General features: G+C 62.1%; 24 protein-coding genes. 8 read left to right on the forward strand and 16 right to left on the reverse strand.

What is annotated here, in order from left to right; genetic code table 11:
- The first annotated feature begins 2 nt into the window (after window positions 1-2).
- Window positions 3-1,208 carry an FAD-dependent monooxygenase gene (locus GZ093_RS10890; RefSeq protein ID WP_296485818.1) on the forward strand — a complete coding sequence of 402 codons (1,206 nt, stop codon included), beginning with the start codon at window positions 3-5 and terminating at the stop codon, window positions 1,206-1,208.
- 141 nt (window positions 1,209-1,349) lie between these two features.
- Here GZ093_RS10890 and GZ093_RS10895 read toward each other — a convergent pair whose 3' ends face one another.
- The 6 genes from GZ093_RS10895 to GZ093_RS10920 form a co-directional block, all read right to left on the reverse strand.
- On the reverse strand, window positions 1,350-1,877 hold the full coding sequence (locus GZ093_RS10895; protein WP_296485820.1) for a hypothetical protein: 528 nt from the start codon (window positions 1,875-1,877) through the stop codon (window positions 1,350-1,352).
- A 14-nt stretch (window positions 1,878-1,891) separates the two neighbouring features.
- Window positions 1,892-2,575 (reverse strand): C39 family peptidase, encoded by a 684-nt coding sequence (locus GZ093_RS10900; RefSeq protein ID WP_296485822.1) that lies wholly within the window; start codon window positions 2,573-2,575, stop codon window positions 1,892-1,894.
- A gap of 5 nt (window positions 2,576-2,580) precedes the next feature.
- Window positions 2,581-2,955, reverse strand: coding sequence for a hypothetical protein (locus GZ093_RS10905; RefSeq protein WP_296485824.1), 375 nt, complete (start codon window positions 2,953-2,955; stop codon window positions 2,581-2,583).
- Between the two features lie 108 nt (window positions 2,956-3,063).
- Window positions 3,064-5,022 (reverse strand): hypothetical protein, encoded by a 1,959-nt coding sequence (locus GZ093_RS10910; protein WP_296485826.1) that lies wholly within the window; start codon window positions 5,020-5,022, stop codon window positions 3,064-3,066.
- A 404-nt stretch (window positions 5,023-5,426) separates the two neighbouring features.
- Window positions 5,427-6,779 (reverse strand): sigma-54 dependent transcriptional regulator, encoded by a 1,353-nt coding sequence (locus GZ093_RS10915; protein WP_296485828.1) that lies wholly within the window; start codon window positions 6,777-6,779, stop codon window positions 5,427-5,429.
- Window positions 6,780-6,837: 58 nt separating this feature from the next.
- Window positions 6,838-7,047, reverse strand: coding sequence for a hypothetical protein (locus GZ093_RS10920; RefSeq protein WP_296485830.1), 210 nt, complete (start codon window positions 7,045-7,047; stop codon window positions 6,838-6,840).
- On the opposite strand from GZ093_RS10920, the gene GZ093_RS10925 reads away from it, so the two are divergent.
- The gene (locus GZ093_RS10925) at window positions 7,046-8,410 is read left to right on the forward strand and encodes an acetate kinase (protein WP_296485832.1); all 1,365 of its coding nucleotides are present in this window, start codon (window positions 7,046-7,048) and stop codon (window positions 8,408-8,410) included. The two genes, GZ093_RS10920 and GZ093_RS10925, sit on opposite strands and share 2 nt — an antisense overlap.
- Window positions 8,411-8,497: 87 nt before the next feature.
- Complete coding sequence (locus GZ093_RS10930; protein ID WP_296485833.1) at window positions 8,498-8,998, forward strand: LapA family protein; 501 nt, start codon at window positions 8,498-8,500, stop codon at window positions 8,996-8,998.
- Window positions 8,999-9,102: 104 nt separating this feature from the next.
- Here the strand turns inward: GZ093_RS10930 and GZ093_RS10935 are convergent, their stop codons facing one another.
- The 4 genes from GZ093_RS10935 to GZ093_RS10950 form a co-directional block, all read right to left on the reverse strand.
- Window positions 9,103-10,524: an MATE family efflux transporter gene (locus tag GZ093_RS10935; RefSeq protein WP_296485835.1), complete on the reverse strand. Its 1,422-nt coding sequence runs from the start codon at window positions 10,522-10,524 to the stop codon at window positions 9,103-9,105.
- A gap of 51 nt (window positions 10,525-10,575) precedes the next feature.
- Window positions 10,576-12,582 carry a DNA mismatch repair endonuclease MutL gene (mutL, locus tag GZ093_RS10940; RefSeq protein ID WP_296485837.1) on the reverse strand — a complete coding sequence of 669 codons (2,007 nt, stop codon included), beginning with the start codon at window positions 12,580-12,582 and terminating at the stop codon, window positions 10,576-10,578.
- Between the two features lie 170 nt (window positions 12,583-12,752).
- A complete protein-coding gene (locus tag GZ093_RS10945; RefSeq protein ID WP_296485859.1) occupies window positions 12,753-12,959 on the reverse strand; it encodes a CsbD family protein in 207 nt (68 codons plus the stop codon).
- Window positions 12,960-13,103: 144 nt separating this feature from the next.
- On the reverse strand, window positions 13,104-13,418 hold the full coding sequence (locus tag GZ093_RS10950; protein ID WP_296485838.1) for a BON domain-containing protein: 315 nt from the start codon (window positions 13,416-13,418) through the stop codon (window positions 13,104-13,106).
- 247 nt (window positions 13,419-13,665) lie between these two features.
- Here GZ093_RS10950 and GZ093_RS10955 point away from each other — a divergent pair, with 247 nt between their 5' ends.
- On the forward strand, window positions 13,666-13,812 hold the full coding sequence (locus tag GZ093_RS10955; RefSeq protein ID WP_296485839.1) for a lmo0937 family membrane protein: 147 nt from the start codon (window positions 13,666-13,668) through the stop codon (window positions 13,810-13,812).
- Between the two features lie 60 nt (window positions 13,813-13,872).
- A complete protein-coding gene (locus GZ093_RS10960) occupies window positions 13,873-14,520 on the forward strand; it encodes a VTT domain-containing protein (protein WP_296485840.1) in 648 nt (215 codons plus the stop codon).
- Between the two features lie 37 nt (window positions 14,521-14,557).
- Here the strand turns inward: GZ093_RS10960 and GZ093_RS10965 are convergent, their stop codons facing one another.
- From GZ093_RS10965 to tsaE, 3 genes are all read right to left on the reverse strand, one after another.
- Complete coding sequence (locus GZ093_RS10965; protein ID WP_296485841.1) at window positions 14,558-15,100, reverse strand: hypothetical protein; 543 nt, start codon at window positions 15,098-15,100, stop codon at window positions 14,558-14,560.
- Window positions 15,101-15,211: 111 nt separating this feature from the next.
- Window positions 15,212-16,654, reverse strand: a complete 1,443-nt coding sequence (locus GZ093_RS10970; RefSeq protein ID WP_296485843.1) for an N-acetylmuramoyl-L-alanine amidase — start codon at window positions 16,652-16,654, stop codon at window positions 15,212-15,214.
- Complete coding sequence (gene tsaE, locus GZ093_RS10975; RefSeq protein ID WP_296485845.1) at window positions 16,651-17,202, reverse strand: tRNA (adenosine(37)-N6)-threonylcarbamoyltransferase complex ATPase subunit type 1 TsaE; 552 nt, start codon at window positions 17,200-17,202, stop codon at window positions 16,651-16,653. Before tsaE ends, GZ093_RS10970 begins: the two co-directional genes overlap by 4 nt.
- Here tsaE and queG point away from each other — a divergent pair.
- Window positions 17,182-18,273, forward strand: coding sequence for a tRNA epoxyqueuosine(34) reductase QueG (gene queG / locus GZ093_RS10980; RefSeq protein WP_296485846.1), 1,092 nt, complete (start codon window positions 17,182-17,184; stop codon window positions 18,271-18,273). The genes tsaE and queG overlap by 21 nt on opposite strands.
- 204 nt (window positions 18,274-18,477) lie before the next feature.
- Here the strand turns inward: queG and GZ093_RS10985 are convergent, their stop codons facing one another.
- Both GZ093_RS10985 and GZ093_RS10990 read right to left on the reverse strand, forming a co-directional pair.
- Complete coding sequence (locus GZ093_RS10985) at window positions 18,478-19,401, reverse strand: carbon-nitrogen hydrolase family protein (protein ID WP_296485848.1); 924 nt, start codon at window positions 19,399-19,401, stop codon at window positions 18,478-18,480.
- Window positions 19,398-20,072, reverse strand: a complete 675-nt coding sequence (locus GZ093_RS10990; RefSeq protein WP_296485850.1) for a GNAT family N-acetyltransferase — start codon at window positions 20,070-20,072, stop codon at window positions 19,398-19,400. The genes GZ093_RS10985 and GZ093_RS10990 overlap by 4 nt, the downstream gene beginning before the upstream one ends.
- 110 nt (window positions 20,073-20,182) lie before the next feature.
- On the opposite strand from GZ093_RS10990, the gene GZ093_RS10995 reads away from it, so the two are divergent.
- Together GZ093_RS10995 and GZ093_RS11000 are read left to right on the forward strand one after the other, a co-directional pair.
- A complete protein-coding gene (locus tag GZ093_RS10995; protein WP_296485851.1) occupies window positions 20,183-21,730 on the forward strand; it encodes a DUF2868 domain-containing protein in 1,548 nt (515 codons plus the stop codon).
- The gene (locus GZ093_RS11000) at window positions 21,727-23,214 is read left to right on the forward strand and encodes a DUF3482 domain-containing protein (protein WP_296485853.1); all 1,488 of its coding nucleotides are present in this window, start codon (window positions 21,727-21,729) and stop codon (window positions 23,212-23,214) included. Before GZ093_RS10995 ends, GZ093_RS11000 begins: the two co-directional genes overlap by 4 nt.
- A gap of 2 nt (window positions 23,215-23,216) precedes the next feature.
- Here the strand turns inward: GZ093_RS11000 and GZ093_RS11005 are convergent, their stop codons facing one another.
- The gene (locus GZ093_RS11005) at window positions 23,217-24,299 is read right to left on the reverse strand and encodes a CDP-6-deoxy-delta-3,4-glucoseen reductase (RefSeq protein WP_296485855.1); all 1,083 of its coding nucleotides are present in this window, start codon (window positions 24,297-24,299) and stop codon (window positions 23,217-23,219) included.
- Window positions 24,300-24,423: the final 124 nt, after the last annotated feature.

Genomic DNA, 24,423 nt, shown 5'->3' on the forward strand with positions numbered 1-24,423 from the left:
ACATGACTGAAAAGGCCTTGATTGTGGGCGGGGGCATTGGTGGTTTGGCCGCCGCGCTGGCTTGCGCGCGCGCCGGCCTGGAGGTTGACGTGTTCGAGCGTGCCCGTGAGTTTTCCGAGGTTGGGGCCGGCATACAGCTGGGCCCCAACGTGACGGCCGTGCTTCATGACTGGGGCTTGACGGACGCGCTGGCACGTGTGGCAGCGTTCCCGGACCGCCTGCAGGTGCGCAGCGCAACCTCGGGTTCCGAACTGGGCGTCTTGACGCTCGGTGCCGCTGCGCAGGCGCGCTACGGCTTTCCCTATGCAACGATTCACCGGGCCGACCTGCACACCTTGCTCCACCGTGCCTTGCAGCGCCAGACCGGCGTGCGGCTTTATGCGGGCAGTGCGGCCGCTGGTTTTTTGCAGCGCGAGCACGACGTGGTGTTGCAGTTGGCCGATGGGCGCGCAGCGCAGGGTGACTTGCTGGTCGGTGCGGATGGCTTGTGGAGCGCGGTGCGCGAGCAAATGCTCCACGATGGCAAGCCGATTGCCACCGGGCACCTGGCCTACCGCGCGCTCCTTCCCCAAAGCTGCCTGCCCGAGCGCTTGCGCTCGCAGCAGGTCACCGCCTGGCTCGGTCCCCGCTTGCATGTGGTGCAGTACCCCGTGCGCGGTGGCGACTGGCTCAACGTGGTGGCCATCGTGCAGGGCAGCACGGTGGGCGACGCCGAGCATTGGGACCACAGCGCCAATGCCTTTGAGCTGCAACGCCACCTGGCCGCCACCTGCGCTCCCTTGCAAGATTTGATTCATGCCATTGACCAGTGGCGCCTGTGGCCCCTGAGCATCCGCGCGCCCATGCGCGGCGCGCACGAGCAGGCGCAGGGGCGGGTGGCACTGCTGGGCGACGCAGCCCACCCCATGCTGCCGTATCTGGCGCAGGGCGCAGGCATGGCGATTGAAGACGCGGCTGCATTGGGCCGGGCGCTGGCCCGCACGGGCGCGACCCCAGCGGTGGCAACGCCTCGCGACTTGCCTGTGTTGCTGAGCCAGTACGCCAAGCAGCGCTGGCAGCGCAACGCCCGCGTGCAGGCTCGCGCTATTCGCAATGGGCACATCTTTCATGCCACCGGGCCCCTGCGCTGGGGGCGCGATGCGGCCATGAAGTTGCTGGGTGAGTCGCTGCTGGACCTGCCGTGGCTGTATGGCGGCGGGCAGCCATAACATCGCTATTCTAATTATAGCGTTAGGAGTATTGTTGATGAGGGCTACAGCCTGATTTCGTATGCATTTTGTTGTACTCGGCTGCAGCAGTCAAACGAGACTGGTGTGCTCATACCGCCCACATCCCGCAACGGCACGACCTCAGCGATTACCCACCGCGCCCAGCAGCGCGTCATTCAAGACGGTTTGGGTGTTGAGGGCCTTGAGCAGGACCAGGCTGTTGACACCGGTGTTGATGATGGTGAGGGTCTGTATCTGCTGATCGTTCAGGCTGTTCTGGATCAGCGTTCCGGTGGCCAGGCTTGAGCTGACGCCCGTATCGACAAAGTTGTTGGGGCCGATTTGCACCAGGCCCGAATCGGCAATGGCGGCGCTGGCCAGTCTGGCTTGCTCCGACGTGATCTTGGTCACATCAGGCAAGTTGAAGCTGGTCTTGCTGACCAGGTCACCATTGACCATGACGGTTCTGATGATCCCGAATGACACGGCGAGCCCTGAGCCGGCATCAAAACCACCACGTTGGGTATCGAGTTGTTCGTCGCTGACGGCAACCCATTCGTCCGGCCGAAACGCTTGCCGTTCTTCGGCGGCCAGCCCGGTGCCAAGGCACGCGCTCCCAGCCAGCAATAGGAGGCATCGGCTGATCGGCTTGACGGACGGATATCTCATGATGGTGTCATCTGCTAAAAATCGCCGGGACCAAATTTGCTCAAGGTGACGTTGGTCAGACTGTCCAGGCTGACCCCGGCCGCCAAAGGTGCTCTGGGTGCCACCAGCCAATCAGTGGTGTCGTTGAATTTTGCCTGTGCCTGTTTGTTGTGAATCACAAACAGCAGTTTGTTGACCCAGATAGATTCAAAAGTGGCACGGGAAACCGCCCGGGTGCCGCTGGAGGGGTCGCCGATCAAGATCCGACCGTCACGCATGCCCTTGACGACGACAAAGTGGTGATACCCATTGTCAGCAATCAAGACGATGGCTGGCAGGCCGGAGTCAAGCAGGTTGGCCAGCGGCAACTCAAAGCCGTCGGCCTGAAATTGGTGTGCGTTCAAATAGGTTTTCATGTCCAGCATGGAAAACCCTTCTTTTTGAATCTTCGCTTGGTCGCCGCGCTTGAACATTTCCTCAAACACCGACTGCTCCGTCACCGGGTAGTTGTAGTGGTAGGTGAGCAGCGTTGCCACCGCTGCCGAACCACAGCTGAAGTCGAACTGCTGGCGCGTGGTGGCCTTGAAGCGTGCCTCTTTCAAGCTGGTAACCTGAACCGTGTAACGGCCTCCGATACCAGCCAATTCCATCGTGTCAGCCTGCGCGGGCGCGCAAGCGGCTGCTGCTGCCGCAACGATCCATCCAAGTGCAACGCGCATGGCTTTTACTGCATCTGCACGTTGATGATGGTGGCGTTCTGGATCAACACGTTGGACCCTGAGTTCTGCACCACCATCGGCATGCCGCTCGCATTGGCAAACGAGCCGTCGGCAATGAAGTTACTGCCGCTCAACACATCGACCGCTGAATTGTTGGTGACTGTGCCGCTCAATTGCATGTCATTGTTGACCACATCAAAGCCACCCCGGTAGCCCGCCAACTGGGCGCTTGCCAATGGCGTCCCGAACCCTGGAACCTCGGCCGCGATTTGCGCGGCCGGGGGCGCCTCATCCGCATCAACGCCAGTGGCCAAAGACCAGCCTGACGTACATAACGCCACGGCCACTGCGGCCCTGACGAGAAAAATAATGGATCGCATCGCATCCTCCATGTTGTTTTTTATTGCCGCGCGTGGGCAACTCATGTCAACAACGAAAGCGCCGGTCATTGGGGGAAGCGAGCCTCCCCCAACGACCGGCTCAGACGCTTACTTGCCTACAGCCAGATTGGCCTGCACATTCACGCTTTGCTGCACCATCGCAGCCATGCCGCTGTTTTGAGCAGCCACCATGATGCCGGCGGCCGATTGGCCAACACTGCTCATGGCGTTGTACATGTTGAAGGTGCCTGCGTTCAGGTTGAGGTTGCCGCCGTTGCCGCCAGCACCACCCACCGCGCCGTTGCCGACGCCGCCAACACCTCCGTTGCCGGTGCCACCCGTGCCACCAGTAGCGCCCACTGCACCGGTAGCACCCTGGGCGGTACCGCCAGTTGCACTGCCGTTGGAAGCAGTTGTCGACGCGCCGCCGTTGGTGGCATCGCCGTTGGTGGCTGCGCCGCCTGCTGCACCTGCACCACCTGCATTGCTGGCCGTGCCGCCAGCGCCGGCATTAGCCGTGCCACCGGCACCTGTTGCCGTGGCTGTACTGGTGGCTGTGCCGCCCGTGCTGCTGGCCGTGCCGCCGGTGCCAGCGCCGGCAGTCGAAGTGGCTGTGCCGGTAGCGGCACCGCTTGTAGCGGCCGATGCGCCCGTTGTGCCGGCACCACCGTTAGAGGTTGCCGATCCGGTTGCTGCCCCGGCGGTAGAGGTTGCCGTACCGGTCCCAGCGCCTGCTGTCGAGGTCGCTGTCCCTGTGGCGGCGCCGCCAGTGTTGGTTCCGGTCTGGGCATTTGCTCCGGTGGTTGAATTCCCCCCCGCTGCGCCTGTCGCTGTGCTTGCGGTCGTGGATGTGCCGGTAGAGGCCGCACCACCGGCTCCGCCTGGAGCCGCAGGAACAGTCGCCGCTGCACCGCCCGCACCACCGCCTGCGCTGTTCGAAGAGTTAGTGTCGCCGGCCGCTGTCCTGCTGTCGGAGTCGGACGCACCGGTGCGTCCCCTCTGGTTGGAAGTTGCGAGGCCGCCCATGGAATCATTACGCGCTCTGGCCAAGCCGCCGGTGCTCGTGTCCGTCGCTGTGGACGAGCCTCCCCTGTTGTCATCCGTCGCGGTAGATGAGCCACCCCGGGCGTTGGAAGAGTTGGAAGCTGAACCGGTCCGGGTCATGTCATCCGCCGTTGAGGAGCCACCCGTGGCATAGGATCTCGATGCAGAACCCGTTGCATTCTGATCTGTCATATTGTGGGCGTCGCCTCCGTAGGCAGTGGCGTCGCCACCATTGGCACCTTGGGCATCTCTGGCCAAGCCGCCTTTGCCGCCATTGCCGGCCACGGCGCCGAGGTTCGTGGCGCTGCCGTTGCTGGCTGCGCCGGCCGTGGCGCTGCCATTGGTCGCGTTGGCGCTGCCGCCAGCGCCGCCAGCGCCGCCGGCACCGCCATTGCCGCCATTGCCGCCGGTACCATTGCCTGCGGTGCCGCCGTAGCCGTCGCCGCCGCTGCCGCCCTTAGCGCCATTGGCTGTGCCGTTGTTGCTGACCTGGTTGCCGATGCCATAGATCGTGTTGCCGCCCACGGTGCCGTTCATCTCAACCTTGGCAATGGCCTTGCTGGAATTGAAGGAGTTGCTGAAATTGGCCGTGGCCGTTGAGCCGTTGTTGGCCGCTGCCGTGCCGGAGCCATCGGCATGGGCCATGCCCTGGTTGTCACGGTTGTCGCCAGTGCTCTTGTTGTTGTACCGGTCCGACTGGTTTCTGTTGTCGACCCGGTTGTCTGAGTTGTTGCTGTTGTCAGCCTGGTCTCGATTGTCGGCTTGATTCCTGTTGTCGACCCGGTTGTCAGAATTGTTGCTGTTGTCAGAGTTGTTGCTGCTGTCGTTCGAGGAGTTTTGGTTCGCGGTGGAGTACTCATTCGCAGCTGCGCCCGTGCTGGCAGACTGGTCTGAATTTGCTGTTGCCGTCTGCGTGTTGTCGCCTGTCAGCTCAGCACTGTTGTTGTTGTTCGGATTCGCCATCACTTGGCCAGATAAACCAAAAGCAATCGCGATAGCCGACGCCAATAATGTCTTGTTCATGGTATTTCCTTTAAAAAATCTCTGAATAAAGTCTGCTTGGCTCGGCGCACAAAACACGCCAATCCGAAAATCAATAAGCAAGATCAATGCCGGATAACTTTTTAGAATACTAAGTATTTGATTTGTATCGAGAAAAGGTTAAATATTTGTCGAAAAATATGCTTTTTGAAACCAAAAAAGCTCGAATCTCGTTGCCGCGGAGAAGATCTGTCTCAGTCTTGAGACAGATCGCTTGAGGCAAGGCTGATCGCTATTTGATATATCGCAAAGATCGCAGGAAGTGACCTTTGTTTTCAACGCCCAAGACGACTGCACGCATGGTGGATCGAGCAGCGATAGGTGTCACAGTTTTGATGCACCCGATGCACGAAGACCAAAAAATGGGCAAAAAGGACAGGCCGTGTTCAGGGCGTGATGCCATGCTTGTCCATCAGCCGATACAGCGTCATGCGGGAGATGCCCAAGTCACGCGCGGCACGGCTGATATTGCGGCCGCTACCTTGCAGACAGACGTGAATGGCATCGCGCTCTGCGCGGATGCGGGCCTCCTCAAGCGCTTCGCCGTTGGGGGGCTCATTTGGTCCCTCGGGTGCATTCGGCGATGCCAGATCAAGGTCCTCGGGCGTTATCAGACGCCCCTCGGACATCACCATCGCCCGCCGGATGCGGTTGATGAGTTCACGCACGTTGCCTGGCCAGTCGTGCGCCTTGATGGCCAGCATGGCCCGGTTGCTAAAGCCGGTGAGTCGGGGATTTTTGTCCTGTGCAAACTCGATGAAGAAGTGCCTGACCAACAATTCCAGATCCTCTTTCCGTTCCCGCAGAGCCGGCACCGTGAGCGGGATCACGTTTAACCGATACAGCAGATCCTCGCGGAACAGCCCTGCTTTGACCGCCTCTGCAAGACGCGTGTGCGAGGCGGCAATGACGCGTGCATCGACTTCAATGCTTCGCGACGCGCCCACCCGGGTGATGGTGCGCTCCTGCAAAAAACGCAGCAGATTTGTCTGCAGCTCAAGCGGCAAGTCACCCACCTCGTCCAGGAAAAGCGTGCCGCCGGCGGCCGACTCGATCAGGCCCTGCTTTTCTTTGGCGGCACCGGTGAACGCGCCGCGCTCATAGCCGAACAGCTCCGACTGGATCAGGCTGGCAGCTATGGCGCCGCAATTGACCGCGATGAAGGGCGCGCTGGCCCTGGGCGAACAATTGTGAATCGCCCGAGCCGTTAACTCCTTTCCGCTGCCGCTCTCGCCCCAGATCAGCACCGGGGCGCTGGTCTGGGCGACTTTGACAATTTGCTTGCGCAAATGTTGCATGGCCGCACTTTGGCCTATCAGCTTCATGTCACGCTTGCCGCTGCACGTCGTGTCGGGTGGACCCTCAAGTTCCGCATAACCAAAGGCATGGCCCAGGGTGTGATTGAGGCGAACGGGGTCAATCGGCCAGGTGTGAAAGTCAAACAGGTGTTGCACAATCAGCGCCCGGTAGGGCGGGCGTTTGATCATCTCGGCCGGGAACACCCCGACCCACTGGGTACTTTGATGCGCATCGAGCAGCGCATCGACCTTCATGACATCGGCGTCGCTGGTGTTGTTGAGCAACAGGAGACCCACCGGATAAGGATGCTGCGCCAGTGCCTTGCGGGCAGCTGCCAGGTTATCGACGGGGCAGATTTGCCATGATGACAAGAGTTCGGCGGGTGCGCTCAGGAGTTGCTGATCTCCCAATGTGACGCTTAACAACTTTCTTAATGGCATCTGCAATTCCTTTTTTTGTTCCTCCTTTTTTTTTGTTCTGTGACATGGGCCTTCTGGCTCAAGTGCCAGGCACTGCAATGGACCAGTTGCCAGCGTAAGCAACGCCGCGCTTGAGTGGCTTGATATTTGTCACGGCGGATGCGGGTGTTAGAGCAATTTGCTGTGCTTGATTATTCGCAATGTCGACCGCGCGCGCTTCTTCAACACTTAACCGGTCGCTTGGGTCTTTTTTTTGTCCGGGCATTTCGTTCACTCGGAGGAGAGTCATGGCATATATTAAATTGCAAGCCATCAGCTCGGTGGCTTGCGCTGTCGTCGTGCTGCTGGGCGGCGCCGTGCATGCGCAATCAATCACAGGCAGTGGTCCGCAACTGCAGGCAATGCAGGCGCGCCTGGAAGCCTTAAGCCAGGAACTCGCCGAGCAAAGAAAACTGCTGGCGAACCTTGAGACATTTCGGCAACAGTATTTTGAGCAGCGTGGCTTGCTGCGGTCTCTGGAGCGCCAGGTGGCGCAACAGCAGGTGGCGCTGGATGAACTTCGGGGCACCGCCAGCTGGAATGTTCTGGCCTCGCAACGTGGCGCCGGCACAGTTGGCGAGCCGCTGCAATTGGCCCAGGCACAGCCGAGTGCGCCCGCACCCGTTGGGCAGTCGCCGGCCACCGAAGGGCGCCCGCCCGAGGTGGCGCCCCTGTTCGAGCAACCGGGCGTGCTGACACCGACTGGTAAATATGTGCTGGAGCCCTCGCTGCAGTATGGCTATTCGTCAAGCAACCGGGTAGCTTTGGTGGGCTACACCATTATTCCGGCTCTGTTGATCGGTTTGATTGATGTGCGCGAAGTCAAGCGCAATACCGTGACCGCCGCCTTGTCGGCGCGCTATGGACTGACCAACCGGTTTGAAATAGAACTGCGGGCGCCCTATGTTTATCGAAGCGATGCCACCGTCAGCCGTGAGTATTTCGAAGGGAGCCCAGCCGTCGAGAACGTGTTTTCGTCAAACGGCATGGACATGGGCGACCTTGAGTTGGGCGCGCGCTACCAATTGAACGACGGTGGCATCGACAAGCCTTTTTATGTCGGCACCTTGCGCTTGAAGACCCGTACTGGCACCGACCCATTTGACGTGGTCACTGATTGCAGCCAGCGCTGTACTGACCCCGCCGCGACCGGCACCGGCCTACCGCTCGACCTGCCGACCGGTTCCGGCTTCTATTCTCTGCAAGCGGGTTTGACGGTGCTGTACCCGTCCGATCCGGCGGTTTTTTTCGGCAGCGTCACCTACCTGCACAACTTTTCGCGTGACAACGTCAGCCGGACTGTGCTCAATGGTGAAAAGGAATATCTGGGAACCATTGCACCAGGCCCCATCATCGGCTTCAACTTTGGCATGGGGCTGGCGTTGAACGAAAAATCGTCTTTCAGCCTCGGCTATGACCACAGCTCGGTCGGCCGGACCAAACGTAATGGCGAGGTTGTGCCCGGGTCGGTGCGCACGCAGCTGGGCACCTTGCTGCTCGGCTACTCCTACCGCCTCAGCAAAACGACCTCTCTGAGTGTGGCGGTGGGTGCCGGCCTGACGACCGACACGCCTGATGTGTCGCTGACGGTGCGGCTGCCAATGATGTTCTGAAACAGGTGGCATAGGGCACAGTGGCGCGATCAATTACCATTGACCGTGCCGCTGGTTGGCGAATGCTCCTAAAGAAAGTTGGTCATCATGAAAATCCGTACCCTGCTGCTGCTGCTCGTTCTGAGTGTGATCATTGGCTTCGCCGCACTCAACTGGGCGACTTTCCTGGCTCCGACGACGCTGTCGCTGGGGCTGGCCGACGTGCAGGCGCCACTGGGCCTGGTCATGCTCGGGCTGCTGGTTTTTGTCACGGGGATGTTCCTGGTGTTTGTGTTGTACCTGCAAACCACGGTGCTGTTTGATACGCGTCAACACGCCAAGGAGCTGCAAACCAACCGCAACCTGGCCGACCAGGCCGAGGCCTCGCGCTTTACCGAGCTGCGCAGTTTTCTGGAACTCGAACTCAAAAAGCAGCTGGATCAGGATGGACACTCACGCGCCGCCGTGCTGACCCGGATTGACCAGATGGAGGGAACCTTGCGGCTGGTCGTTGAACAGTCAGGCAACTCGCTGGCCGCCAGCCTGGGCGAGCTGGAAGATCGCTTGGACAAAGGCAACAAAGACGTCACCCACAACCTGCTGGCCTAAGACCAATGCTTTTCAGATAACTCCCCCTCACCGTTCGGGCTGCGCCTGTCGAAGCCTGGCAGCCCTTCGACAAGCCCAGGGCGAACGGTCTTATCTGAACAGCATCATTGCGCCTTAGCCTCAGTCAGGCGCTGACGCGCCACAAAGCGCAGCAAGGCGCTCAAGCCCAGCGCCGCCACCGTCAGGCCCACCACCAGCGCGATCCAGAAGCCCCTGGCGGCCATCGGCTCGGCCGGTGCCCACGGCAGCCACGCCGGCGCCAGCCCCAGCGCATAACCCAGCGGCAGTGAAAACACCCAGAAGGCGGTCAGCTGGATCAGCATCGGCGCGCGCGTGACCTTGTAGCCACGAATGGCACAACTGGTCGCGACCTGCGTCGCATCGGGCAGCTGAAAGAGTGCGGCCAACAGCAGCAACTGCGCCGCTGCGCCGGCCACCGCTGCATCGCTGGTGTAGGCGCTGGCAATTTGGGTATTGAACAGCGCCATGGCCGCGCCCGACAGCACGGCGAACGCCAGCGCCATGGCTACGCCGACCCAGGCACGAAAACGGGCCGCCTGCGGCTCACCCGCGCCCAGCGCCTGGCCAACCCGGGTCAGCAGCGCCAGCCCCAGACTCAGGGGCACCATGAAGACCAGCGACGAGAAGTTCAAGGCAATCTGGTGCGCGGCCATCTCGGTGCTGCCAAATTTGGCGATGAGCAGCGCAATCAGGCTGAAGGCGCTGGTTTCGGCAAAGTAGGTGATGCCAATGGGCAGGCCCAGGTGCATCAGGTTGCGCAGCTGCGGCCAGTGCGGCCACTCAAAGCGATCGAAGGGCCAGGTGCTGCGGTAGGCACTCGCGCGGCGCATCCACCAGATCAGGGCGAGCAGGTTGAACCAGACGCACACCAGCGTGGCCCAGGCGCAACCCAGGCCGCCCAGCCGGGGCAGGCCGAGCTTGCCAAACACCAGCAGCCAGTTGACCACGACATTGAGCAAGAGCGCGCCAACCGCAATCACCATCACGGGCTTGGTCTGGTTCAGGCTGACGCTGTAGCCATAGAGCACGCGGTAGGCGGCGAAGGCGGGCAGCGCCAGGCTGGTGATCAGGACAAAGTCCTTGGCCAGCTCGCGTACCTGCGGTTCCAGGGCCAGGTGGTCAAAAATGCTGCTGGCCAGATTGGCCAGCAGCACGGCCACCAGGCTCACGCCCAGGGCTTGCCACAAGGCCTGGCGCACCACATGCGGCACTTGGCTGAATTCACGCGCGCCCACCATGTGCGACACCACCGGGCTGACCGCCATCATGACGCCCATCAGGGTGATGATGACCATGTTCCAGATCGACACGCCCAGTGCCACCCCGGCCAGATCATTGGCAGAGGCGTGCCCGGCCATGGCGACCTCCACCACCGACATGCCGACATTGGCCAGCTGCCCGATCAGGATCGGCCACGCCAGCTGCCACAGAGCGCGCGCTTCCACGCCGACCCGGGCGCGCGGCGCGGGCTTTGAGAGGCGCCGCAAGGAAGAGAGGGATGGCATGGATCAGGATTGAGAGGCGGGGCGCTGCTGCGCCGAGGAGAGCAGGTGCGATCAGCGCCCGCGTAGAAATAAGGCGTCGAGCTCGCTCAGCTTGAACTGGCGCCAGGTCGGGCGGCCGTGGTTGCACTGGTCACTGCGCTCGGTGGCTTCCATCTGGCGCAAGAGCGCGTTCATTTCTTCCAGGCTCAAGTGCCGGTTGGCGCGCACCGCACCATGGCAGGCCATGCTGGAGAGCAAGTCGTTTTGCGCGCGCTCGATAACAGTGCTGGCATCAACTTGGGCCAGTTCGGCCAGCACGCCGCGCGCCAGTTCGACCGCATCGCCCAGGGCCAGCGTCGTGGGCACGGCGCGCACCGCCAGCGTTCGGGCGGAAAACGGGGTGATCTCCAGCCCCAGGGCTTGCAAGGTGTCGGCGTGTGCCTCGGCGGTGGTGACCTCTTCTGGCGTGGCGGCAAAGGTGGCGGGGATGAGCAGCGGCTGGCTCGTCAAGCCGGGGCGGTTGTCCGATGCGCCGGCTGAATCTGCAGGACCGGTGGTGTTGCCGCGCTCGATCCATTGCGTCTTCAGCCGCTCATAAAGGATGCGCTCGTGGGCCGCATGCATGTCGACAATGATCAGTCCCTGCGCGTTTTCGGCCAGGATGTAGACGCCTTGCAGTTGCGCCAGCGCGCGGCCCAGCGGCCAGTCGCCGCCCGGCAAGGGTGCTGCCCCTGGCGCGGCTGGGGCTGCGGCGAACGGGACACTCAAGGGCTCAGCCACAGCGGGCTGGCGGTACGGGCTGGCTGGTGCGGCCTCGCCCGGTTGCCACAGCGCGCCCAGGTCGCTCACGCGGTGACCGACCTGTGATTCAAAACTGATAGCTGCTTGTGCATAGGGCACGCGGGCTAGCGGCCTATTTTCTATATAAAAACGCGAATTTGACGTCCCTGGGCTAAAAGCTGCACTGGTGTCGATATCGGTCTGCCCGGTGCTCGCGCCGCTGGCGGCGACGGTGCCGGCACGCGGCGCTGCCAAGGCATCTTCGATCGCGTGGCGCACCGCCTGATGGACCTCGCGGCTGTCGCGAAAACGGACCTCGATCTTGGTTGGGTGCACGTTGACGTCGACGCGGGTCGGGTCAATCTCGATATACAGCGCAAACACCGGTTGGCGCTGGCCGTGCAGCACGTCGTCATAGGCGGCTCTAGCCGCGTGGGCCAGCACCTTGTCGCGCACAAAGCGGCCATTGACGTAAGCGAACTGCTGGTCCGCGCGCGCGCGGGCGGCGTCCGGAATGCCGGCACGGCCCCAGACCCGGATGCTGGGTGTGTTGTCACTGCGCCCCGGGCTGGCGCTGGTCTCAAAATCAACCCAGACCGAGCGCGCCACAAAGTCACTGCCCAGCACATCGGCCAGGCGCTGCTCCAGTGCCGCCAGCGACGGGCCGTGGCTCTCGCAGCGACGCCACTGCTCGACCAGCTTGCCCTCATGCCAGATGGCAAAGCCCACATCGGGCCGCGCCAGGGCGTGGCGCCGAACCGCCTCCACGCAGTGCGCCAGCTCGGTGGCGTCGGTCTTGAGAAATTTGCGCCGCGCCGGCGTGCTGAAGAACAGCTCCTTGACCTCCACCGTCGTGCCGGTGCTGCGTGCCACCGGCTGCAACTCGCCGCTGCCGCCATCCAGGGAATAAGCATTGCTTTGGCCGGTAGCCCTTGACAGGATTGCGCAGTCAGCTATTGAGTTAATAGCGGCCAGGGCTTCGCCGCGAAAGCCCATGGTGGCTACCGACTCCAAGTCAGAGAGGCTGCTGATCTTGCTGGTGGCATGGCGCCTGAAGGCCAGCGGCAGTTCTTCGCGCAGAATACCGGCGCCGTCGTCTTCCACCGCGATCAAACGCACGCCACCAGCCAGTAGGCGCACCGTGACTTGCGTGGCGCCCGCATCCAGGGCGTTGTCCACTAACTCGCGCACCACCGAAGCCGGGCGCTCCACCACCTCGCCGGCGGCAATCTGGCTGATCAGCGCGTCGGGCAGTTCCAGTATCGGGCGGCGGGGGGAGGGGGGCAGGGCGGCATTCACTAGCCTATTTTAGGTTTACTCGACTCTCGGCAAACCCATCTCGAAGATCACATCGCCGTGTGGGGTCAAACTCTGGGCGCCAAAGAAGGCGTCAACTGGGCAGCCCGGCTGCCCTGCCGCCTCAAAAGCTGCGAAGCGCTGCGGTAGGCTCGCCACGCTGGCGAACCGGTTCAGTGCTTTTTAACGGCATCCTTGACCGCATCCTTGGCGTTCTTGACGACTTCTTTGACATCACCCAGCGCCTTTTCCGCCTTGCCCTCAGCCTGCTTTTTCAGGCCTTTCGCTTCCTGGGTCGGATTTCCAATCAGTTTTCCGGCCTCCTCCTGAATTTTTCCGGCCGCATCCTTGAGCGTGCCCTTGACTTGGTTTTTGTTGATCATGATGACTCCTGAGGTTAATGGGGCAGATCAGCCCCGAAAAAATATCCATACCGCGATGCGACGCGATCGCTGGCAGCAAGCCGAGCGTTCGCGGCTTGCAGGTGGTTGGATGCCGGCTCACCAGCGGGTCTGCTGCTCGACTCAAGGGCGAACCGCAATCTCGTTCTTGACCGCTTTCACGCCGTTGACAGCCCTGGCGATCCTCTCTGCAGTGCCTTTTTCCGCCGTGCTTTTGGCGAAGCCGGACAACATGACCGTCCCGTTGAGCGTCTCAACGCTGAGGGCGGCGGCGTCGACCTCCTTGCTTTCAACGAAGCGGGACTTGACTTGCGTGGTGATGGCGGTGTCGTCGATGTAGGCGCCGACAGTTTCCTGGCCTCGGGTGACAGCGCAGCCTGTGGCGGTGAGTAGAGCAATAGCCACCATCGCGGCAGTGAGGGTGGTGCGGACTTGCATGCGGTACCTCCAGTTAAAACAGATGTAACTGCGGGTTCGGGTGATGACAAAGCGCGTTGCCACCAAGCGATGCCCCTGTATAAAAGAAAGTCTGGCAGGAACGCACGGTGCGCCCTTGCGAATTCTCAATATTTCAGAAAAATTCAGGTCCAAACTTGGCCGGTCCTGTGGGCATCTGCGCCTTGTATTTTCTTGGCGGACCGCTGGATCAATCATTTGCCCAGGTTGGGCAGAGGGAGAAATGAAGATGCTTGAGACCATTGCCATCATTTTGCTTGTCATGTGGGTTTTGGGGCTGGTTAGCTCCTACACCATGGGCGGATTTATTCATATCCTGCTGGTCGTGGCCGTCGTGGTCATTGTGGTTCGACTGATTCAGGGGCGCCGTTTGTAGCGATGCAGTCGCTTGGTGCTGTCCGTGATCAGTGGGGCGGAACTGTGATAATTCCGACCCATGGAAATCATTACCTTTCTCTTTGACTTTATCCTGCACGTTGACAAGTACCTGGAGGCTTTTGTGCGCAGCTACGGCCTGTGGGTGTATGCGCTGCTGTTTCTGGTGATCTTTGTCGAGACCGGCGTCGTCGTCATGCCTTTTTTGCCCGGCGACTCGCTCTTGTTTGTGGTGGGCGCCATGTGCGGTGTTGGGCTGATGAGTTACCCGCTGTCGGTGGGCTTGCTGCTGGCGGCGGCCGTGCTGGGCAACCAGTCGAACTACGCGCTGGGGCGCTACTTTGGGCCGCGCGTGTTCAAGTGGGAGGACTCCCGGCTGTTCAACAAAGCCGCGTTTAACCGCGCCCATGATTTTTACGAGCGCTATGGCGGCATCACCATCGTGGCGGCGCGCTTCATGCCCTTTGTACGCACCTTTGCGCCTTTTGTGGCCGGCGTGGCAAAGATGAGCCGGGCCCGCTTCACTTTCTTTGATGTGACCGGCGGCGCGCTCTGGGTGGTCGGCATCATCACCATCGGCTATTTCTTTGGCAATATCCCGTTTGTGAAAGCGCATCTGGACAAAATCATCTGGGCCATGATTTTGATCCCCGGGCTGGTGATCCTGTTTGGCGCCTGGAAGGCCAAGCGCACCGCCGTACAAATCTGAGTTTTGGCTGCCCCGGCCGCGCTGGCTCGCGGGCAGTTCAGAGCACCTTGAACAGCTTCTCGCGAAACTCGGGCAGGCGCTTGGTGCCCATCGCGCTCGTACTCATGGTCTCGACCCACGACAAATAGACCCGGCGCAGATCCTGGCTGGTCTTGCAGGCCAGCAGCGCTTCGAGCAAGGTCAGGCGCGTGTTCTGGGCGAACACCGTGTTGATCGTGTTGGTCATGAAATTGCGTGCCATCTCGATGTCTTTGGCGCTGCGTGACTCGGGCGGGGGCAGGCTGGCGAGTTCGGCACCAGGCACGGGTTGCGCGGGCGCCACAGGTTGGGTCGCGGGCGCCGCTTGGCGGGGTGCTTGCACCTCGATGCAGCCGTTCTCGATCAGTTGGCTCAGCAGAACTTCAATGTCCTGGCCCGGCGTGAAGACGGCAAGTTCCTGGCCGTTGCGCTTTCCGTCAATGAGCACCAGCAGCCGCCGTGGCAGTGGCCCCAAGCCCAGGGAGCGAGACGCAATCTCCTGTTGGCCGATGGCGGTCTTGGCGAAGACGCCGCGGGTGAGATCGATAGCAACAGCGGTCATGGCAGGTCTTGTGGGCAACGCTTGTCGCGCAGGCCCAAGTCAATAATCCTTGATTTTGGTGCGTTTGGCTGGCCGGGCGCAATTAGGGTATTTACTGTGCCAGCGCCGCGTTTAGACCGAACGGTTCCTGGCCAGCGGCGGATTTTTGGAGAAGTAGCCTTCAATGCCACGCATCAGTGCGCTGGCCAACTGGTCCTGGTAGGCCTCGCTGTTGAGCTTGATCTCTTCTTCCGGGTTGCTGATAAAAGCCGCCTCCACCAGAACACTCGGAATGTCGGGCGCTTTCAACACCGCAAAACTGGCTTGCTCGACTCTGGCCTTGTGCAACTTGCCGACCCGTTTGATTTCACCCAGCATGGCGCTGCCGAGCTTCAGGCTGTCATTGATCTGCGCCGTGGTGCTCATGTCAAACATGGCGCGCTTGACTTGCGCGTCGCGCGCCCTCACATTCAGGCCCCCAATCAGGTCGGCCTTGTTTTCCTTGGCCGCCATCCAGCGCGCCGCGCTGCTGGAGGCGCCGCCCTGGCTCAGCGCAAACACGCTGGCACCTTGCGGATGCGGCGTGAAAAAGGCGTCTGCATGCAGGCTGACAAACAGGTCGGCCTGGACCTGGCGCGCCTTCTGTACCCGCACATGCAGCGGCACGAAGAAGTCGGCGTCGCGCGTGAGGTAGGCGCGCATGGTGTTGCCCTTGATGACGGTGGCGTTGATGCGATCGCGCAAGCGGTGGGCCAGGCGCAACACCACATCTTTTTCACGCGTGCCGCCGGGGCCGATGGCGCCGGGATCTTCACCGCCGTGGCCGGGGTCCAGGGCAATGATGATCAGCCGATCGGTGATGGCAGATGACTGGTCCGGCGCACGGGCGTTGTCGAAGTTTCTTATGTCTTTTGAGCCTCTATCCCCCGTGGACAGGGCACCTACCGCTATTGAATTAGGATCAGTCTTGGCGTGGATTGCGCTCAGGATGGATTCGACGCCCTTGGACTTCTGGGCGGGCGGCACGGTGTGCTGGGCCATCAGTTCACCCAAGGGGTCGGCGCCAGCAGGGCTGACCGGGCTGGCAACGTTGCTTGGGCCGGGGCTTGCGTGCGCCTGGACCTTGACCTGCTGGGCAATCAAGGCCTCCAGCGGGTCAACCACCTCGGTCGGGTAAAGATCAAACACCAGCCGGTGCTGGTAGGCGGCGACCGGCGCCAGCGTGAAGACCTGCGGGGCAATCGGCTGTTTCAGGTCAAGCACCAGACGCACCACCCCCGGCGCGCTCTGGCCGGCCCGAATGCCGGCAATATTGGGGTCGTCGCTGCGCACCTTGGCCACCAGTTCCTTGAGCGCCGGGTTGAGGTCGATGCCGGAGATGTCCACCGCCAGGCGCGGCGGGCTGGCGATAAAAAATTGTTTGACCTTGAGGGCCGTGTCGGACTCAATGGTGACGCGCGAGTAGTCGGGCGCTGGCCATACCCGCACCGCCAGGATGGTGGCCCCGCGGGCAATGTGCTGGGCGCCCAGCAGCAGCACGAGGGCGCCGGACTGCAGCAGGCTGCGCCGCTTCATGGCGGCGCCTTGGGCAGGTCTTGCTCGCCCTGCAACGCTGGTGCCGACGGGCTTTCACTCACGGCCTGCAGCAAGGCCTGGCCCACGGCGGTCTGCGCTTTCAGAGTCACCTGGCGCGACGTTTCGGTCACCGCCTCCAGGTCAATGATCAGGTCCGCGCGCGGCAGAAAGCCATTCGCTTTCTCCGGCCACTCGGCCAGCTTGAGGCCGCTTGAGGCAAAAATATCTCTGAAACCGGCGTCCTCCCACTCGCGCGGGTCGCTGAAGCGGTAAAAGTCAAAATGCCAGACGTTCAATTGGCGCTCTGGCAGCTCGTAGGGTTCAACCACGGCATAGGTTGGGCTTTTGACCCGGCCCGCCACGCCCAGGGCGCGCAGCAGGTGGCGCACCAGCGTGGTCTTGCCGGCACCGAGGTCGCCCCGCAATTCGATGAAAGCGTTGCGCAGGGCGGGCGCCGTGGCCAGCGTTTGGGCAAAGCGCTGCGTGGCGCCTTCATCTGGCCAGAGCAGACTTTTTACAATGATAGGGTGAATAACTTCAATAGCCATACCGACACGATCCCATGGGTCTCCAAAATTCAGGCCTGGGCCCGAGAGCTTGGATTCTCCCAAATTGGCGTGGCCGGTGTGGATTTGTCTTCATCTGAGCAGGGATTATCAAGCTGGTTGACCCGTGGTTTTCATGGCGACATGGCCTACATGGCGGCGCATGGTCTCAAGCGTGCCCGCCCCGCGGAACTGGTGCCCGGCACCGTGAGTGTGATCACGGTGCGCATGGACTACCTGCCCTCGAGCACCCCGGATGGCTGGCAGGCGATCGAGTTTGGCCGTTTGACGCGCCCAAGCGAAGCCATTGTGTCAGTCTACGCCCGGGGGCGGGACTACCACAAGGTATTGCGTAAGCGCTTGCAACAGTTGAGCGAGCGCATCGCCGGGGAGATGGGGCCATTTGGCCATCGTGTGTTCACCGACTCGGCCCCGGTGCTGGAGGCCGAGCTGGCCGCGCGCAGCGGCCAGGGCTGGCGCGGCAAACACACGCTGGTGCTCAGCCGCGAAGCGGGATCGATGTTTTTCCTGGGCGAAATCTATGTCGATCTGGCCTTGCCGCCCAGCGCGCCAGTGACAGACCATTGCGGCAGCTGCAGCGCCTGCATCGAGGTCTGCCCGACGCAGGCGATCGTGGCGCCGCAGCAGTTGGATGCCCGGCGCTGCATCTCCTACCTGACCATCGAGCATGCGGGACCGATCCCGTTGGAACTGCGGCCCTTGATCGGCAACCGGATTTACGGCTGTGACGACTGTCAGCTGATCTGCCCGTGGAACAAGTTCGCGCAGCGCAGCGCCTTGCCCGACTTTGATGAGCGCGAGGGCCTGGCGGGCAGCCAACTCGTCACCCTGTTTGGCTGGAGCGAAGAGGATTTTTTGCGGTTGACCGAGGGCAGCCCGATCCGGCGCATCGGGCATGAGCGCTGGCTGCGCAACATTGCGGTGGCTTTGGGCAACGCACTGCGTGCGCGGCCGTCGGCAGAACTGGCCCATGCGCTGGCCTTGCGCGCCGAGCACCCGAGCGCCTTGGTGCGCGAGCACGTGGCCTGGGCGCTGAAGGCGGCGCCAGCTTAATTTGAAATAACTGTTTGTGATGGCCGCGCAATTGGCTTTAACCTGCCGCGCGCGCTGGGTGTCCAACTCCGCGAATGTCCCCCGGCTTAGGCTCCGCCCAAGCCTCCTCCTTGACTTCGCTGCGTTAGACACCCAACGCACGCCGCTAGTCGCTGCTGGGCAATTTCATCGATCAGGGTTGGCCATGGGAGTTGGGCCGGATACTCAGATGCCAGCGGTCGCCACCACCTCGACGTCGTTGTTATAGACATCGACCCGCTTGTCGTACAGGGGAATGGTGGTGCCACTGACGCGGTTCATGACCAGCTTGCCCAGGTCCACGTCGGCAATCACGATCTGCTCCATGTTGGGCACGCCTTCGGCGGCAATGCCGTCACGCGCAAAAGGAAAATCCGACGGCGTGATGATCGCGGCCTGGCCGTAATGCAACCCGAGCCCCTCGACCGGCAGATTGCCCACCGTGCCCGTGACCGCCACAAAGACCTGGTTCTCGATGGCGCGCGCATGGCAGCAGTAGCGCACGCGCAAGAAACCCTGTCGATCGTCGGTGCACGAGGGTACGAAGATGATGTCGGCGCCCATTTCGCAGACCTTGCGGCTGAGTTCCGGAAATTCGATGTCATAGCAGATCAGGATGGCAATGCGGCCATAGGGCGTGTCAAAAACACGCAACTGCTTGCCGGCATCACCCTTCCATTTTTCTTTTTCCCAGCGCGTCAGGTGAATCTTGTCCTGGGTAAACACCTTGCCCTCGGGGGTGAAAAGGTAGGCCGTGTTGAGCAGCTTGCCGTCGACGATGGTGGGGTGGCTGCCGCCGATTACGTGCACCTTCCACTGCGCCGCCAATTCCTTGAACAGCTCGATGTAGCGGGCGGTGTAGTCGTTCATGTTGCGCACCGCCTGGCGCAGGTCGCCCGTGTCCATGAACGAGAGCAACTGGGTGGTAAAGATTTCAGGCAGCAGGATGAACTGGGGTTTGTAGTCGCCCGCGGCCTTCATCACAAAACGCACCTGGTTCTCAAAACCGCTCCAGTCGTGGATGGAGCGCAGCAGGTACTGCACCGCGGCGATGCGCACGGTGATGGGCTTGGGCTCGTAGGCCTTGGCTGGCGGGGTTTTGGTCGTCATACGGGTAGCTCCTGTTTGGCGCTGAGCGCCAGTTGTAGCGCGGTGGGTTTGGCCGGGTCGTAATCGGGGTTGATCCAGGCGATCAGCGCGGCATGGCCTTGCGACTCGTGGTCCTGTGCGAGGTAGTTTTTCATGATGCCACAGTAGCGGAAGCCTTCGCGCAGCTGAAAGCTCAGCACCGGGTCACTCAGGTCGCCCCACAGCACCTTGCGCGCATAGAGCCCGATGGTCATCTGGTCCGCCACAGCCTGATAGCCCGGCAAACGGCCGCAGGCGATGATGCGGCGCAAATTCAACGCCTTGCAGACGCGTCGGCGCGCTTCGTACAGCGCGTGGCCCACGCGCTTGCCGCGCAGCTTGGGCGCAACAAAGACCTCTGCGCCATAGAGCGTGAAGCCGGCCGGATCGTGGGTGTCGAAGGTGCCCGCGGCCGTGATCTCGTCCCAGGTGTGCTCGTCGGCCCACTCATCCCAGCGGATGACCAGGGAGCTGGCACAGCCGACCAGGCGGTTATCGTAGTAGGCGACCAGCTGCCCCTCAGGAAACATCTCGATCTGTTGCACCACGCGATCGCGGTGCCAGGCGGCGATGCCGGGGTAAACCTCACGCTGCAGGCGCACCAGCGCTTCAATGTCCTCGGGTCTGGTTTGGCGAATGATGAGCTTAGGCATGGACGTATCGTGATGTGAATGGGCTTTTGCCGGGACGGCGGTGGGCGCAGGGAGAGGTCGCCGTAGCGTAGGATGAGCGTTTGCACATCGCACAAGCCCACAATGATCCCATGATCCACCCATCAGGCCGCAAAGACAAGCCTTTGTCTGACAACAAGGCACAAGCGCGCAGCCCCATGAGCGAACACGTGGCGCGCGACATTTTGCTGGTTCGGGCGATAGAAAGCACCGACACCGCGCGTCAATTGCTCAGTGAAGACGACCGGAGCTATGCCACCGAGAGCGCTATGAAGCTGGCGCAATGGGATGCGTCCGACGGCCGGTCGGCGTTGACGCCTACGCTGTTGCTGCAAAAGCGGGCTGAACTGCTGCTCAAGAAAATCGCTGAACGCCACCCTTCGTTTGCCACCTTCGCCGCGCACCGGCAGGGCGGGCGCCTCGTTGGCATCGCACTGCCCACGCTGGCCCTGGTGGTGGGTTTCGCGATCGAGCGCATCGCCGATCCGCACCGCGTGGACCTGCTGTCGGCCCCGCTGCTGCTGATCCTTGGCTGGAATGTGGCGGTCTACCTAATGTTGCTGACAAGCCTGTTCATGCCAGCGCTGCCGGTGCGCCGTTTGACGGCTGGCCTGTGGACGCGATTGTCGAACTTCAAGACGGCGGTGCCGCGAAAACTGCCGCCGCTGCTGGCGCTGGCCATGTCCAAGTTTGCGGTTGAATGGCTGGACCTGAGCGCGCCTTTGAGCGCGGCGCGCGTCAAACGCATCGTTCATCTCAGCTCCGCCTGTTTTGCCATCGGGGCCGTGGCCGCCCTGTACGCGCATGGCGTCAACGCCCGCTACCAGGCTGGCTGGGAAAGCACCTGGCTTGATGGCGGGCAGCTGCATGCCATTTTGTTGCTGCTGTTCACGCCGGCAAGCTATGTCTTTCAGCTGCCGGGCTTCTCCATCGCGGACGTCCAGGCGCTGCAACTGCCGCAGACCGCTGCCCCGGCCAATGGGGCGCTGTGGGTGCACCTCTACGGCGCAACGCTGTTTCTGGTCGTGGTGCTGCCGCGCCTGCTGCTGGCCTTGTCGGCGCGTTGGTCGGAGAAGAAGCTGGCGACTCATTTTCCGGTCGATTTACGCCAGCCCTATTTCCGTCAGATCAGCGGCCATATCGGCTTTGTCGAACCGACCTTGCTGCGCGTGTTTCCTTACAGTTTCAACGTCGATGAGCTGCGGGACCGCGGCCTTGCCACCGTTGCCAACATGCTGCTCGGCGCGCAGGCACGCGTCATGCTCAGGCCGTCAACGGCGTATGGAGAAGAACTGAAGAATGAGCCACTGCATGACGCCATCAAAGCTGTCGACATTGCGCACACGGTCGCCCTCTTCAACCTCAGCGCCACCCCCGAGAAAGAAAATCACGGCGCCTTCATTGACCAGTTTACCCGTGGCAGGACGCCAGATTTCTCCGTGATGGTGGACGAGTCGGGCTATCGGGAGCGACTCGGCGCCCAGGCGGGAGCCGACGCCCGGATGCGTGAACGCATTGCGCTTTGGCGCCAGTTCTGCGAACTGCATCAGGTGCAGCTCAGCATCGTCAATCTGGCCCAGCCAGAATCCCGCGCAGAGGACATCAGGCGCGGCCTGGCTGCCACAAGGAGCGCGCCGTGACGACACCGGCCCAACTCCATCTCGCGCTGATTTCTCACACCAATGTGGGCAAGACCACGCTGGCGCGCACGCTCATTGGCGTTGATGTGGGCGAGGTGCGCGACGACACCCATGTCACGACACAGTCCGAGTCCTACCGGCTGTTGTCGACCCCTTTGGGCGATGAGTTGCAGCTCTGGGATACGCCCGGATTTGGCGATTCGGTGCGGCTGTACGCCCGGCTCAAACTGTCGGGCAACCCGATTGGCTGGTTCTTGAGTGAAGTGCTGGACCGTTACCGCGACAAGCCTTTCTGGCTCAGTCAACAGGCGGTGAAGACCGCGCGTGAGGCGGCCGATGTGGTGCTGTACATCGTCAATTCGTCGGAAGACCCGCAGGACGCCGGTTACCTGGCGCCAGAGATGAAGATTCTTCAGTGGCTTGGCAAACCGGTCGTGGTGCTGCTCAACCAGCTCGGTCCGCCGCAGCCCTTTGCCGCAGAGCAGGCGGAGCAGGCGCGCTGGCAAAAGCATTTGGCCACTTACCCGATGGTCAGGCAAGTGCTGGCGCTTGACGCCTACGCGCGCTGCTGGGTGCATGAACGCGTTTTTTATGAGGCCCTGGCGACGTTGATTCCTGCAGAAAAAATGGCGGCCTATGGTCGTCTGTTGCGGAGCTGGGAACAGGCCAACGAGGCTCGTTTTCAGGCGTCCATGCAGCTGATTGCGGCGCAGCTGGTGGCGGCAGCCTGTGATGCCGAGCTGATCGCAGGCGACGGTGGTGTCATCAAGAAGAAGGTGCTGAACTTTCTGGGGCTTGGCCAGCAACTTGGAAAGAGTGCCGAGGAAAAAGCGATGCTCAAACTGACCGAGCGCTTGGCTGGGAACAGTGCCAAAACCACGGTCGAGCTGCTCAAATTGCACCACCTTGACGCGGCTTCTGTGGCAGAAATCAACGAGTTGGTCGCCAGCGCCTTTGTCGCCACCGAGCCGGTCAGCAAGCCGCTCGCCAGCTTGTGGGGCGCTGTGTCGCAGGGCCTGCTCGGGGGGCTGGCGGCCGATGCCATGGCCGGTGGTATGAGCCTGGGCGCTGGCGCCTTGATTGGCGCCATCGGCGGAGCGGTGGCTTTTTGGGGTGCGGCCGAGGTCTTCAATGTCAGCACCGGGCGCGACGCGTCCCGCGTGCAGTTTTCCGACGACTTTTTGCGCGCCCAATTGGTGGCCGCTCTGCTGCGCTATCTGGCCGTGATCCACTTCGGCCGCGGCCGCGGCAAGTTTGTGGTCTCGCAGGCGCCGTCGTTCTGGCGCGAGCAGGTGGATTCAGCCGTTGGCGCGCACGAGGCGGCGATGGACCAGGCCTTCAGCACCATCCGGACAAGTTCACCACTGAGCCCCTCAACGGCGCCGCTGCAGGCCGTGCTCAGTCAAATGGCATCCCGGATATTGACGGCGCTGTACCCGCAGCCTCAGGCTCATGGTGGCCAGCGCGCGGGATCGCTTGACTGAAGTCAGGCAGTCGCTGCGGACCGCGCCTTGTCGGCCTCGGTGATGAAAGCGTCGGCATAAAACTCATCCTCCGGCAGCCCCGCCTGCGTGTAGGCGCTGCGGGCCGAGTCCACCACGATGGGCGCACCACAGGCATATACCTGGTAGCCCGAGAGGTCCGCCATGTCCTGCAACACGGCCAGATGGACAAAACCAGTGCGCCCTTGCCAGCCGTCTTCGGGCAGCGCGTCGGACACCACCGGCACATAGCGCAGGCTGGGCATCTGCGCCAGTTGGGCTTTGACCCAGGCGTCCAGGTACAGGTCGGAGGGGCGCCGCCCGCCCCAGTACAGCGTCACAGGGCGCGTGCTGCCCTTTAGCTTGAGCTGTTCGATCAAGGCCTTGATCGGCGCAAAGCCGGTGCCCGACGCCAACAGCACCATCGGCTTGCTGCTGTCTTCACGCAGGTAGAAGCTGCCAAACGGGCCCTCAATGCGCACGATGTCCTTTTCTTTCATGGCGCCAAACACATGCTCGGTGAACTGGCCACCCGGCATGTGGCGAATATGCAGCTCCAGGCCACCGGGCTTGCCCTCAGCGTCGGCCAGTGTGTGCGGCGCGTTGGCCATCGAGTAGCTGCGGCGCACGCCATCGCGCAGAATAAATTCAACATACTGGCCGGCGTGGTAGTTGAACGCTTCGCTCGCGGGCAACTGCAATTGCAGGCGCATTACATCCGGCGACAGCCTTTCAAGCGCTTTGATGCGCGCCGGCATCTTCCTGATTGGCAAGGCGTTCTCCCGCGTGACCTGGCGCGACTCCAGCAGCACATCGCTGTGCGCCACGGCGCAACAGGTCAGCACCCAGCCCTGCGCCTCTTCCTCGTCGCTCAGCGCTTTGCTCTGGTGCGCGCCATGCACCACGCGGCCGTCGATCTTCTTGCATTTGCAGGTGCCGCAGGCGCCATCCTTGCAGCCATAGGGCAGGGCGACGCCGGCGCGAATGCCGGCGGCCAGAATTGTCTCGTGCGGCTCGGCGCTGAAGGCGCGGCCGCTGGGTTGCACCGTGATCTGAAAGCCGGGAGCCCGGGTTGCGCTGTGCGTCATGTCGTGTTGGTCCTTGGGGTAGAGTTCCGGGGTTAACAGTTTTTCGGAGCAGGCTGGCGTTGCGTCGCAACCCGCGCTGTCTCCACTATTTGAGTAGCCCCGATTTTGCCTTCAAACCCAAGCC

Origin of the sequence: Rhodoferax sp. (assembly GCF_010365055.1) — a bacterium.
Taxonomy (GTDB): domain Bacteria; phylum Pseudomonadota; class Gammaproteobacteria; order Burkholderiales; family Burkholderiaceae_C; genus Rhodoferax.

What these genes read in the sequence shown, in the direction of transcription:
- GZ093_RS10890 (WP_296485818.1), top strand. Translation starts at nt 3, where the DNA reads ATGACTGAAAAGGCCTTGATTGTGGGCGGGGGCATTGGTGGTTTGGCC.
- GZ093_RS10920 (WP_296485830.1), bottom strand. Translation starts at nt 7,047, where the DNA reads ATGACTCTCCTCCGAGTGAACGAAATGCCCGGACAAAAAAAAGACCCA.
- GZ093_RS10895 (WP_296485820.1), bottom strand. Translation starts at nt 1,877, where the DNA reads ATGAGATATCCGTCCGTCAAGCCGATCAGCCGATGCCTCCTATTGCTG.
- GZ093_RS10925 (WP_296485832.1), top strand. Translation starts at nt 7,046, where the DNA reads ATGGCATATATTAAATTGCAAGCCATCAGCTCGGTGGCTTGCGCTGTC.
- GZ093_RS10930 (WP_296485833.1), top strand. Translation starts at nt 8,498, where the DNA reads ATGAAAATCCGTACCCTGCTGCTGCTGCTCGTTCTGAGTGTGATCATT.
- GZ093_RS10965 (WP_296485841.1), bottom strand. Translation starts at nt 15,100, where the DNA reads ATGACCGCTGTTGCTATCGATCTCACCCGCGGCGTCTTCGCCAAGACC.
- GZ093_RS10915 (WP_296485828.1), bottom strand. Translation starts at nt 6,779, where the DNA reads ATGCCATTAAGAAAGTTGTTAAGCGTCACATTGGGAGATCAGCAACTC.
- GZ093_RS10950 (WP_296485838.1), bottom strand. Translation starts at nt 13,418, where the DNA reads ATGCAAGTCCGCACCACCCTCACTGCCGCGATGGTGGCTATTGCTCTA.
- GZ093_RS10900 (WP_296485822.1), bottom strand. Translation starts at nt 2,575, where the DNA reads ATGCGCGTTGCACTTGGATGGATCGTTGCGGCAGCAGCAGCCGCTTGC.
- GZ093_RS10910 (WP_296485826.1), bottom strand. Translation starts at nt 5,022, where the DNA reads ATGAACAAGACATTATTGGCGTCGGCTATCGCGATTGCTTTTGGTTTA.
- GZ093_RS10955 (WP_296485839.1), top strand. Translation starts at nt 13,666, where the DNA reads ATGCTTGAGACCATTGCCATCATTTTGCTTGTCATGTGGGTTTTGGGG.
- tsaE (WP_296485845.1), bottom strand. Translation starts at nt 17,202, where the DNA reads ATGGCTATTGAAGTTATTCACCCTATCATTGTAAAAAGTCTGCTCTGG.
- GZ093_RS11005 (WP_296485855.1), bottom strand. Translation starts at nt 24,299, where the DNA reads ATGACGCACAGCGCAACCCGGGCTCCCGGCTTTCAGATCACGGTGCAA.
- GZ093_RS10905 (WP_296485824.1), bottom strand. Translation starts at nt 2,955, where the DNA reads ATGCGATCCATTATTTTTCTCGTCAGGGCCGCAGTGGCCGTGGCGTTA.
- GZ093_RS10935 (WP_296485835.1), bottom strand. Translation starts at nt 10,524, where the DNA reads ATGCCATCCCTCTCTTCCTTGCGGCGCCTCTCAAAGCCCGCGCCGCGC.
- GZ093_RS10960 (WP_296485840.1), top strand. Translation starts at nt 13,873, where the DNA reads ATGGAAATCATTACCTTTCTCTTTGACTTTATCCTGCACGTTGACAAG.
- GZ093_RS10985 (WP_296485848.1), bottom strand. Translation starts at nt 19,401, where the DNA reads ATGACGACCAAAACCCCGCCAGCCAAGGCCTACGAGCCCAAGCCCATC.
- GZ093_RS10995 (WP_296485851.1), top strand. Translation starts at nt 20,183, where the DNA reads ATGATCCACCCATCAGGCCGCAAAGACAAGCCTTTGTCTGACAACAAG.
- GZ093_RS10990 (WP_296485850.1), bottom strand. Translation starts at nt 20,072, where the DNA reads ATGCCTAAGCTCATCATTCGCCAAACCAGACCCGAGGACATTGAAGCG.
- GZ093_RS10970 (WP_296485843.1), bottom strand. Translation starts at nt 16,654, where the DNA reads ATGAAGCGGCGCAGCCTGCTGCAGTCCGGCGCCCTCGTGCTGCTGCTG.